Source organism: Massilia sp. P2_C2 (assembly GCF_056404615.1).
In genome coordinates this window covers 1-10,283 of sequence record NZ_JBFUDR010000238.1, presented here as the reverse complement: position 1 = coordinate 10,283, position 10,283 = coordinate 1, and the positions used below count along the sequence as shown (strand labels likewise).

Sequence of the window (10,283 nt, the reverse complement as noted above, 5' to 3'; positions counted from 1 at the left end):
CAATACAGCAGGGCACCTCGAAAAACCTCAGCAAGCATGGCATGATGTCGGCGCACCAATTTTGATGATTCAGCCATGATGAAACCCAGCCTGTTTGCCGCCCAAGAGCGCGAAGCCAAGTTGTCCAAGCTCGGCGACGCGCTCGAAGTCATGGAGCGGCATGTTGATTTCGCGTCGCTGGCCGCAGCGGTCGATGAAGCGGCACCGCGGCCAAGCCGCGCGCGCGGTGGCCGCCCGCCATTTCCGACGGAAGTGATGGTGCGCATTCTGCTGATCCAGCAGTTGTTCAACCTCTCCGACGAGCAGATGGAGTTCCAGTTGCTCGACCGCCTGAGTTTCCAGCGCTTCGCCGGCTTGCGCGATTCGCGTCAGATTCCCGATCGCACCACGATCTGGACGTTCAGGGAGCGCCTGATCAAGGCTGGTGCCAGCGAGAGCGTCTTCGATGCCGTCAACCGCCAGCTGGCCAGGCATGGGTATATTGCGCGCGGTGGGCAGATAATCGACGCGAGCATCGTGCAGGCGCCCAAGCAGTCGCTGAACAAGGAAGAAAAAGAGATCGTTGCTCAAGGCGCCGTGCCGATCACGTGGAAGCCTGCCAAGCGGCGCCAGAAAGACACGGATGCGCGCTGGACCAAGAAGCACGGCAAGTCCTACTTCGGCTACAAGGTCTCGGCCAATGCGGACAAGCGCTACAAGCTCGTTCGCAAGATTAAGGTGAGCACCGCGAGCGAACACGACACCTTGCACTTCGACGATGTGCTCGATCCGAACAACACCAACCGCGACATCCTGGCAGACAAGGGTTACGTCGACAGCGCGCGCGAAGAACGGCTGAGCAAGCAAGGCTGGCGCATGCACATTCAGCGCAAGGGTACGAAGGACAGGCCGATTTCCGAAACCCAGCAGCGTCGCAACCGGCGCATTGCCCAGACGCGCGCCCGCGTCGAACACGTGTTCGCCGGGCTGGCGCAACTGGGCGGCAAAGCGCTGCGCACGATTGGCCTGCCGCGCGCCAAGTTGCAGCTCAACTGGAAGGTCGCTGCCTATAACTTGCAGCGTCTGGTCTACCTGAAGGAGGCGCGCATCGAGGCGTTTTGACGCCCGAGGTCCGCCCGGACCACGCGAAATGAACCGTTGGGCCTGCGACGCGGCCCCGAACTGGCCCCGCCGACGCTCGGCCACGCTCGTTTCGGACTCGAGCCGCGCTGGTTCAGGCGGAATCATTGGTTATTCGAGGTGCCCAGCAGAAGTTGAGGCGACGAAACGTTTGGAACTGTCCGAGCAAGAACGTCGAATGCTGAGATACAGGATCTTTCACCCTCAGTCGCGCCCACGAAAACCTGCTGTTCGCAGCGTTTTTGTACGGCCCGTGCATTGGGATGGCGCTCCGGGCTGGCTCTGAATTCCATTGATTTGGCTCCGCCGGCAGGACGATACCTACCGATCAGTCGTAACTCGAATGGCGGACGACCCTCTGTTTGTGAAAAGCCTCCGCTCCGCCCAGAGGGCGTGGCTAGCATTCCGCGACGCAGAGTTGAAAGCACGTTTCTCTTGCTCCGAAGCGAACATCCAACAATGTTGGGGAAGTATGTATCCCATGTTGTGGAGTGCCCGCAAGGCTGAGCTGACCAAAGAAAGAACACGACAGCTTCGCCAAATTTTGAAAGAGGGGCCTGGGCAGTAATCAAACAGCCGCGTCGTGAGTGTTAGTTAACTCGCCAGTCACCGGGTGTGTTGCCAACCCATGCGCGGGACCGCTAAGCCATTAAGCGTGACCATCCGGAATGGATCGAACCCGGCCGTTCAGCTGGCAGTAGCCACACCAGTTGGCATCCCGCCGGCAAGTGGCATTTTTTCGCGCACGCCGTCAGTTCTCCGGCGCCGGCAATGGCGGCAACAGCTCGGCCGGCGGTCGTCCGATGACGCTCTGCGGGATCAGTACATAGTCTTTCGCGCCTTCCTTCTTCCACGCCAGCATCAGCGCGAACCCCGGAGCGAGTCCCTGGAAGTAGCGGACACGGACATTGTGCACGCCTTGGGTCAGCGTTACCGTCTCCATCACCGCGTGCGGATTATGCAAGCCATCGTTGTTGATGATTTCCTCGCCATCGATGCTGACCCTGCTGCCGTCGTCGGACAGGATCATGATGTCCMAGTTGCCGGTCTTGGCGATGGTGATGGTGAAGCGGATGTCCAGGCCGAACCATTCGGTCATGTGCATGCCGGGAAAGCCCTCGGTGAAGTTGCTCGGCTCGACGTCCAGCTGGGCCATGCAGACCCGCTTGATCGGTTTGCGCTTGTCCATCGCCTTCACCGTCTGCGTGTCGCGGCGCAGCTGGTACACGTCGGCCACCATGCGCCGATCCGGCGTGTCGGCGCACTCCGCGAACAGCCTGGTGGACGCGGTCCCGGTCGCCGGGACCGCCAGCACGGGCGTCGCCGCCGGCACGGGGACCGGGCCAGCCTTCGTGTTATTCGCGCCCTCGGCAGGCGCGGTCACCACGGCCGGCGCCGGCGGTGCTGGTGCAGCGGGCGGGGCCACGATGGCGTCGGGCTTGAACTCCAGCTTCGGCAGTTCTGGCACGACAGGCGTGATGGCCGGCGGGGGGGCGGGGAGCTCGGCCGGCTTCGGTGCTTCCGGGGGAGGCTCGACGATCTTCTTCTGCGGCGGCAGGAAGACGGCCAGGTCGGTGCTGCGCTCGCGCTGCGGCGGCGTGGGCGTGTGCCAGCGCGACAGCAGCGCGAGGGCCAGCAGCGCCACATGGAGGGCCAGCACGACTGCCAGCGCGACGCGCTGGCTGCCGCGGCCACGCGCAAAGGCGTTTGGCGTATCCAACGATGACGAATTCACGTCCGGCGATGTCGTCGGCATATATTTGTTCCATGTGGCAAGGATATGTATGCATATATGCTAGCACCGTCTGGGGCCTAGAAATCCACCCTGTTAATTCTTGCTGCCCGGCCGGTGATTTTCATAACGTCCTGCAGTCATCCGGGATCCCTGGTTCCGGAGGCCATCCTCGGTGGACTCGATCAAGATGGGCACTCGAACGCGTCGTTCGGTTCTGTGGCCGCCAACGACATCAAGCTGCAGGGCACGACGGTCTATATCCGGGCACATTGAACGTCCAAAAACGCTGGCTCAGGAAGCCATCGATTTGGCTTCCCGGGCAAGGACAAAACGATGTGGTTATTGAAACGGAAGTAATAACATTGTTTCCACTTAATTGATTTCAAATTAAGCAAAAGCGGACCCAACGCTGCCGTCCCGATCGGTCACAAGCCGCGGAGGAAGCGGACGCGCGGGGAGCCGGAAGAGATTCCCGTCGATCACAATAACACTGGAGATTCCATGAAACTGCTGAAACAACTGACCGTCGTTGCTGCCCTGTCCTCGATCGCTTCGTACGCATCGGCCCTGACCCCGATCGCCGATACCGAGCTGTCCAAGGTCTCCGGCCGTGACGGTGTGTCGATCGCCGCCGACCTGCATGTGAACATCGGTTCCTTCGTCTACAAGGACACCGATGCCGCAGGCGGTTCGGTGAGCTTCAACAACATCGCGATCACCGGTGCGATCGCTGCCACGATCGATATCATCAACAACGCCACGTTCCAGGCCGATGCGAGCGCGGCATCGGGCGCCTCCAGCGTGCTGGGCGTGACGGGCGGTGCAGGCCTGGCCGCCTTCATGCCGGCCGGCGACGTGGTCAAGATCGCGATCCCGCTGATCGACACCAGCAAGAACCTGAGCATGTCCGTCGACTCGATCAAGATGGGCAACTCGAGCGCTTCGTACGGTTCGTTCGCCGCCAACGACATCAAGCTGCAAGGCACCACCGTCTACATCTGGGCGCACTAAGAGCCTATCCCGGTAGGCTGAAGTCGCTCCTGGCGCGCCTGACAAACGTGGCCCGCGTTGCTCGTCGTTGCMTGGCTCGCCATGCGGCCTCCTCGCGCCTTGCCCATGCTTGCCATGCATCGCCATGAGCTTCCCCCCCGCCTACCGGGAAAGGCTCTAAGCACCACGGGCTGTTGGGTGATGGACGGCCCGTGGGTTCGCTCCGGGCCGTTTTTTTGACCGCCGATCTGCGGGTTCAAACAATGCGCACATTGCTCACCGCATCCCTCGTGGCGCTCTCGCTGTTGCCCTGCGCGGCTTCGGCCCAGATGCGCCCGCTGTCCGACAATGAAATGTCGAAGGTCAGCGGCCAGGGCCTGTTCCTGGTCAGTAATTCGAGCTACAACGGGTTCGATTTCACCCGCATCAGCCTCGATGCCGACGTCACCCTGAACGCCAACCTGTCCAACCTGCGCCTGGGCGAATACACGTATGCGCCGCGCAACGGGACGGGCGCGGACCTCGACATCGGCGCGCTGCAATTCGGCCGCACCGACGGCACCGCCGCGCAGCGGCTCGTGCAGATCACCAATCCGTATTTCGAATTCGTCTACAAGAACACCGGCGTGAACAACCAGCGCGAGGTCGTCGGCATGCGGCTCGGCTTCGATGGCATCGCGGGCGACTTCGGCATGAAGATCGCCACCTTGTCGGGCTCGATGCGCATCGACGCCGGCGCGGCCGGCATCGTCGACAGCCTGAACGACGCCGGCGGCGGCAAGCGCTGGGACGGCACTTGCGCCGGTTGCACGCCGCTGTCCCTGGTGGGTGGCGTCACGGCCGGCGACGCGAATGGCCCGAGCCGCGATTTCTGGATCGGCTGTCGGCCGATACATTGGCGCGCGACGTCAGCTACGACCCGGCCAATTCGCACGCCACGCTGAACCGGGATGGTTCGGTCACGCTGCGCCTGCCCAGCRCCATCGGCGAGATCAGCTTCCGCAACATCCGCGTGGGCAGCCAGCCGGGGCCGACGTTCGGCAGCATCGAGATCCACGACATCGACCTGCGCGGGACGACCATCAGCGTCAAGCCGATTACGCGTTGAACGCATCAATGAAAAAGCCCCGCGTGTGCGGAGCTTCGGAGTAGGGTGGGCACCCCTGTGCCCACGCGCACGCATGCGGTTCGCGAACGTTACGCGTGGGCACGGGGTGCCCACCCTACATGTATCGGGACCACTCTTAGCGCAAGCCGAGCAGCGCCAGCACGCGGTCGCGGCTGACGCCGACCAGCGCCGACGTCAGCGCCACGAGCGACTCGTAGTCCGTGCTGGCGGCCGCGCTGGTGAAGCCGTCGGCGGCGATTTCCACTTCCGGCGGCGGCGTCTCGACCTGGGCCACCTGGGCGGTGGCGGCCGCCAGGGCATTGCTGGCCGCGGCCTGCGACTTGTGCACGCGTTCCAGCGCCTGCACCACTTCGCGCAGGCTCTGGCGCAGCGCGTCGACGTTGCCGACTTCGGTATTCACGTTCCACTGCTGGGGCAGCAGGTTCGCCGGCACTTCATCGGTGGTCACGCGGCCGCGGCCGCTCACGGCGATGCTGTCCTTGACGGACGACCAGTTCGATTCCGGCGTCGAGAACACGAGTTCGCCGTTCTCGTCCAGGCTCGCACGCACGCCCATCGGGGCGAGGGCGCGGTCGAGGGCGCGCGCGATGTCCGCACTCGACTGGTCCGGATCGATGTTGACGGACATCTGCGGGCCGCCGGCGCTGCCGACCGAGAACGACATGCTCTGTGGCCCGCTCTGTTTCAGGCTGGCGATGTCGAGGCCGCGGATGCGGAAGCGCTGCACGGCCGGCTTCGTCGAATAATTCAGGTTGCTGTCGACGCTGCCGCCGCCGTGCTTGCGGCGCGCGGCCAGCGTATGGGCCAGCTGGCGCACCTGCGCCTCGAGCTGCAGACGCGACGAACCGTTGCGGGTGCCGGCCAGCTTGGCGGTCAGTTCGCCCTTCAGGGTCTCGAGCTGGCTCGCGACGCGGTCGAGATAGTCGAGCGCCTGTTGGGCGCGCGCCACCTGCTCCTGCATGCCGCTGGCGATCCTGGCGCCGCCATTGTTGCGCAGCGGCGCCGCCGGGGACGGGGAGGCCGCGGCATTGGCCGCCGACGTGTCGTCGGCGACCTCGGTGGCGCGGGTGGGAACAAGCCGGGACGACGCATTCGCCCGGGCGCCGAGGGTTCCGCCGGTTCCGCCGGCGGTCGTTGGTCGAAGTGTGGTATCCATGGCCGTCAGAGCACCGAGAACAGGGACAGGCCGCCGATCTTGCTATAGGCCTTGTAGCTGGCCTGGAGCGCCGTCGAGTAGCCGTTCAGCTCGATCGAGGCGGCGCCGACGTCGAGCTGGCCGATGTCGAGGATGGCCGTCTGGTTCGACAGGCTGACGTTCTCGTGGTTGGCGTCGATCGTCTTGAGGATGTTCTGCTGGCCGCCGATGACGGCGACCTTGCCGGATATGAGGTTGATCGCGTCGTCGAAACCGTCCAGGTTGGCTTTCAGGACCGTGCGCACGGCGGGATCGTTCGCGCTGACGGTCGGGGCCGACAGCGTGCTGATCGCCTGGTCGAGCTGGTTCAGCAGGAGTTGCAGGCGATCGACGTTCTGGTTACCCACCTGCGTGATSCCATTGCCCACGACGACCAGCTGGTCGTTCGGGTTGCCGGTATAGCTGTAGCGGTTGCCGAGCGGGGCGCTGGCGTCGTACGTGATCGCAGGGATATTCGTCTTGGTGCCGKAAAACACGTAACGGCCTTCCTGGTCGATCGTGTTCGCGTTGTACATCAGGCTGTCGCGCAGCGAGGTCAGCGAGGTGACCATGGCGTTCAGGTCGGCCGGCGTGTTGGAGCCGTCCGACGCCCACACGAGCAGGTCGCGGCCCGAGGCCATGTCGTTGACCATGTTCTGCAGGTAGCCTTCGTTCTTCGTGAGACGGTCGTTGACCGCGGCGATGTTGCTGCGGTACTGCGCGATCGCGGCTTCCTCGCGCTTCAGGCGCGACAGGCGCACGCTGTCGACCGGATCGTCCGACGGCAACTGGATGCGGTTGCCGTTGGCCATCTGCTGCGTGACATAGGTGATGCGGTCCTGGTTCGTCTGGAGCGACTGGGTCATCATCGCCTGGTATTGACTGGTGGCGATACGCATTTTTTTCTCCCTTAACCCATCATCTGCAAGGTGGCGTCGAACAGCGCGTTCGCGACGGACATCACCTTCATGTTGGCCTGGTACATATTCTGGTATTCGACGAGGTGCACGGCTTCCTCGTCCTGGTTGACGCCGCTCGTCGACTGCCAGTCCGCCTGGGCCTGGTCGCGCATCGTCTGCGCGGTGGTGAGGGCGCTCTTGTTCTGCTGGCTGTCCACGGCGAGGCGGCCGACGAGCTGCGTGTCGGCGTCGCTCAGCATCACCGTGCCGATGCGGGTCAGCGTGACGGACTGGCTCTTGATGGCGACCAGTTTTTGCAGGTTGCCGGTGTCGCCGGGCGTGCCGTCGCCGGAAAACGCCAGGTCCGACGTCTGGTAGCCGTCCGCCACCTGCAGCATGTTCGAGGTGCTGCCCGGGTTGTAGACGAGCAGCGGCTTGCCGGGCGTCGTGCCGTCCATGGCGTAGCCGGCCGCGAGCTGGGTATTGACCTTGTCGGCGATCTGCTGGGCCAGGTCGGCCACGCCCTGCTGCAGCGGCAGCAGCGTGTCCTGCTCATAGGTCGACAGGCCGCCCAGCTGGCCGCCGACCCTGGTCGCGTCGACGTCGAACGCGGTGCCGGCGAACGTCAGGCTGAAGGTCTGCGCAGCGCCGCCGCCTGCGGCCAGCTTGCCGGCCACGCCGCCCAGCACCAGCGATTGGCCGGTCTTGAGCGAGACGTTGCGGGTGCCGTCCGGCTGGTCGCTGACTTCCAGCGCCATCTGGCTTGCCAGGCTGTCGATCGCCTGGTCGCGCGCATCGATCAGGGCCGAGGCATTGCTGCCGGTGGCGTTGGCGTTCGCGATCTCGGCGTTCAGCGATGCGATCGACGCGATCGTGCTGTTGGCCGAATCGACCAGGGCACTGCGCTGCTGACGCACGGATTGCAGCTGGGCGTTGTAGACGTTGTTCAGGCTGTTGAACCGCTGGGCCAGCAGGCCGGCCGAGGTCACCACTTGCTGGCGCAGCGGGGTCGACGTCGGATCGACGCCGGCCACCGAGTTCAGCGCCGAGAAGAAGGCATCGACGCCGCTCGACAGGCTGGCGGTGTCGTCGCCCATCACCTGTTCCAGTTGCGTCAGGTAGGGCTGGGTCTGCGAGCGCGCGCCCAGCTCGGACGCGCTGCGCCACAACTGCTGGGTCTTGTAGCCGTCGGAGAACCGCATCAGCTCGGATACGCGCACGCCATTGCCGGCCTGGTTCGAACCGGCCGAGGGCGCAACCGCGCCCAGCAGCGCCGACTGGCGGGTATACCCCTTCGTCTGCAGGTTGGCGACGTTCTGGCTGCTGGCCGACAGGGCCACCTGCGATGCGATCGCCCCGGACAGGGCGTTGTTCAGGATGCTCATCGTGCGGGACTCTCTTGTGCGTGATCAGTCATTACAGGCGACCGTTCAACTTGTTTTATTAAGCGGTGCCGGCAATATCTGCCGCAAAATTGCATCGGCGACACCGAAAGCCCGCTGGTGCGCCATGTTACGAGCTAACATGTCGTCCACCATGTCCGTCATGTCCTGGTTCACCTTGTCCTTGGTCGGGCTGTCGTCCGGCGCGATGGTACGCGTGCTCTCGCGCATCTGGTGCAGCATGTGCGAGATGAAGAAGCTTTCGAATTCGACGGCGGCCTTGGTTGCCTTGGCCACGTAGGCCGGGTCCGCGGCCGGCGCCACGCGGTCGTCGCCGGCGGTACTGTCCGGGCCTTGCGGTTCGAGAGAGTTGACGTTATTCAGCATCAGATCACCACCAGTTCGCCTTCGATCGCGCCGGCCTGGTCGAGCGCCTGCAGGATCGCCATGATATCGTCCGGCGAGGCGCCGAGGCTGTTGACCGTGTCGATGATGGTCTGCAGGCGGGCGCCGGGCGGCCAGTGGAACATCTGGCCCGAGCCCTGGTCGACCGACACCTTCGATTGCGGCGTGACCTGGGTCTGGCCCTTCGAGAACGGTCCCGGCTGGCTGACGGCCGAGCTTTCCGAGATCACGACCTTGAGCGAGCCGTGGGTGACGGCGGCCGATTTCACGCGCAGGCCGTCGGAAATCACGACGGTGCCCGTGCGCGAATTGAACACGACCTTCGGCACCTCGGCGCCGGCTTCCACCGGCATGTTCTCCAGTTTGGCGACGAACGCGACGCGCTCGGTCGGATTGGCCGGGGCCACGACCTCGACGCTGGTGCCGTCGGCCGTCGTGGCGACGTCGCCGAAGCGGCGGTTGATCGCGTTCACGACATTGGTCGCCGTGTCAAAGTTCGGGTGACGCAGGCGCAGCAGGACGGCCGGGCGGGTGGCGAAGTCGGTCGGGATCTCGCGTTCGATCATCGCGCCGTTCGGGATGCGGCCGCCGGTCGGCGTGTTGACCGTCACCGACGAACCGCTCTTGCCGGCCGCCGACAGGCCGCCGACGACGAGGTTGCCCTGGGCCAGCGCATAGACTTCGTTGTCGGCCGCGCGCAGCTGGGTCAGCAGCAGCGTGCCGCCGCGCAGGCTTTTCGCATCGCCCAGCGACGACACGGTCACGTCGATCRCCTGGCCGCGCCGGTAGCCGGGCGGGAACACGGCCGACACCATGACGGCGGCCACGTTCTTGTTCTTCGCTTCCTCGCCGTCCGGCAGCTTGACGCCGAACTGCTTGAGCATGTTGACGACGGACTGGCTGGAATACTTGACCTGCGTGGAGTCGCCKCTGCCGTTCAGGCCGACGACGAGACCGTAGCCCACCAGCGGGTTCTCGCGCACGCCTTCCACGCTGACGAGGTTGCGCAGCGGCTGGGTGCGGGACAGGAGGGCCGGGTCCGGACCGACCGGGGCAGCGGCGCTCTTCGGCACGGCCGTTGCGGCCTGGGCGCCCGCCAGCGCGGCAAACGCCAGCGTGGCGGCCATGGCGATGGATACGATACGTAAGGTTCGGGTCATGTCGTTCAGAACRGCATCAGGGGGCCGGTGAAGAAGCGGGTCAGCCAGCCGGGGGTGTTGGCGTCGGCCAGYGTGCCCTGGCCGGAATAGGCGATGCGGGCGTTGGCCACGCGCAGCGAGGACACCTGGTTGTCGTTGTCGATGTCGGCGGCGCGCACATAACCCTTCAGGCGCAGGAATTCCTCGCCCTGGTTCAACTGCAGGCGCTTTTCGCCGGACACGCGCAACAGGCCGTTCGGCATCACTTCCTGCACGATCACCGTGACGGCGCCGGACAGCGCGTTCTGCTC

General features: G+C 64.8%; 12 protein-coding genes. 5 read left to right on the top strand and 7 right to left on the bottom strand.

The genetic code is table 11. From position 1 onward, the window contains the following. The first annotated feature begins 75 nt into the window (after positions 1-75). Positions 76-1,101, top strand: a complete 1,026-nt coding sequence (locus AC1DYX_RS22680) for an IS5 family transposase (protein ID WP_477263028.1) — start codon at positions 76-78, stop codon at positions 1,099-1,101. Positions 1,102-1,411: 310 nt separating this feature from the next. Continuing rightward, a complete protein-coding gene (locus AC1DYX_RS22675) occupies positions 1,412-1,687 on the top strand; it encodes a lysozyme inhibitor LprI family protein (RefSeq protein ID WP_477263026.1) in 276 nt (91 codons plus the stop codon). Positions 1,688-1,870: 183 nt separating this feature from the next. On the opposite strand, the gene AC1DYX_RS22670 is transcribed toward AC1DYX_RS22675, so the two are convergent. Further along, on the bottom strand, positions 1,871-2,875 hold the full coding sequence (locus tag AC1DYX_RS22670) for a PA14 domain-containing protein (RefSeq protein WP_477263024.1): 1,005 nt from the start codon (positions 2,873-2,875) through the stop codon (positions 1,871-1,873). Between the two features lie 480 nt (positions 2,876-3,355). Between AC1DYX_RS22670 and AC1DYX_RS22665 the strand changes: the two genes are divergently transcribed. The 3 genes from AC1DYX_RS22665 (at position 3,356) to AC1DYX_RS22655 (ending at position 4,952) form a co-directional block, all read left to right on the top strand. After that, entirely contained in the window at positions 3,356-3,865 is a 510-nt protein-coding gene (locus tag AC1DYX_RS22665) for a DUF6160 family protein (protein ID WP_477263022.1), read from the top strand. A 242-nt stretch (positions 3,866-4,107) separates the two neighbouring features. Continuing rightward, the gene (locus tag AC1DYX_RS22660) at positions 4,108-4,788 is read left to right on the top strand and encodes a hypothetical protein (protein ID WP_477263020.1); all 681 of its coding nucleotides are present in this window, start codon (positions 4,108-4,110) and stop codon (positions 4,786-4,788) included. After that, entirely contained in the window at positions 4,740-4,952 is a 213-nt protein-coding gene (locus AC1DYX_RS22655) for a hypothetical protein (protein WP_477263018.1), read from the top strand. Before AC1DYX_RS22660 ends, AC1DYX_RS22655 begins: the two co-directional genes overlap by 49 nt. Before the next feature lie 136 nt (positions 4,953-5,088). Here the strand turns inward: AC1DYX_RS22655 and AC1DYX_RS22650 are convergent, their stop codons facing one another. The 6 genes from AC1DYX_RS22650 to AC1DYX_RS22625 form a co-directional block, all read right to left on the bottom strand. Then, positions 5,089-6,129 (bottom strand): hypothetical protein, encoded by a 1,041-nt coding sequence (locus tag AC1DYX_RS22650; RefSeq protein ID WP_477263016.1) that lies wholly within the window; start codon positions 6,127-6,129, stop codon positions 5,089-5,091. A 5-nt stretch (positions 6,130-6,134) separates the two neighbouring features. Beyond that, a complete protein-coding gene (flgL, locus tag AC1DYX_RS22645) occupies positions 6,135-7,046 on the bottom strand; it encodes a flagellar hook-associated protein FlgL (RefSeq protein WP_477263014.1) in 912 nt (303 codons plus the stop codon). 11 nt (positions 7,047-7,057) lie between these two features. Then, entirely contained in the window at positions 7,058-8,431 is a 1,374-nt protein-coding gene (gene flgK / locus AC1DYX_RS22640) for a flagellar hook-associated protein FlgK (protein ID WP_477263013.1), read from the bottom strand. Between the two features lie 45 nt (positions 8,432-8,476). After that, the gene (locus tag AC1DYX_RS22635) at positions 8,477-8,815 is read right to left on the bottom strand and encodes a rod-binding protein (RefSeq protein WP_477263011.1); all 339 of its coding nucleotides are present in this window, start codon (positions 8,813-8,815) and stop codon (positions 8,477-8,479) included. Next, positions 8,815-9,993, bottom strand: a complete 1,179-nt coding sequence (locus AC1DYX_RS22630; RefSeq protein WP_477263009.1) for a flagellar basal body P-ring protein FlgI — start codon at positions 9,991-9,993, stop codon at positions 8,815-8,817. The genes AC1DYX_RS22635 and AC1DYX_RS22630 overlap by 1 nt, the downstream gene beginning before the upstream one ends. 5 nt (positions 9,994-9,998) lie before the next feature. Next, the coding region (locus AC1DYX_RS22625; protein WP_477263007.1) for a flagellar basal body L-ring protein FlgH at positions 9,999-10,283 on the bottom strand (285 nt) is incomplete at its 5' end.

What these genes read in the sequence shown, in the direction of transcription:
- AC1DYX_RS22680 (WP_477263028.1), top strand. Translation starts at nt 76, where the DNA reads ATGATGAAACCCAGCCTGTTTGCCGCCCAAGAGCGCGAAGCCAAGTTG.
- AC1DYX_RS22665 (WP_477263022.1), top strand. Translation starts at nt 3,356, where the DNA reads ATGAAACTGCTGAAACAACTGACCGTCGTTGCTGCCCTGTCCTCGATC.
- AC1DYX_RS22660 (WP_477263020.1), top strand. Translation starts at nt 4,108, where the DNA reads ATGCGCACATTGCTCACCGCATCCCTCGTGGCGCTCTCGCTGTTGCCC.
- AC1DYX_RS22650 (WP_477263016.1), bottom strand. Translation starts at nt 6,129, where the DNA reads ATGGATACCACACTTCGACCAACGACCGCCGGCGGAACCGGCGGAACC.
- flgK (WP_477263013.1), bottom strand. Translation starts at nt 8,431, where the DNA reads ATGAGCATCCTGAACAACGCCCTGTCCGGGGCGATCGCATCGCAGGTG.
- AC1DYX_RS22635 (WP_477263011.1), bottom strand. Translation starts at nt 8,815, where the DNA reads ATGCTGAATAACGTCAACTCTCTCGAACCGCAAGGCCCGGACAGTACC.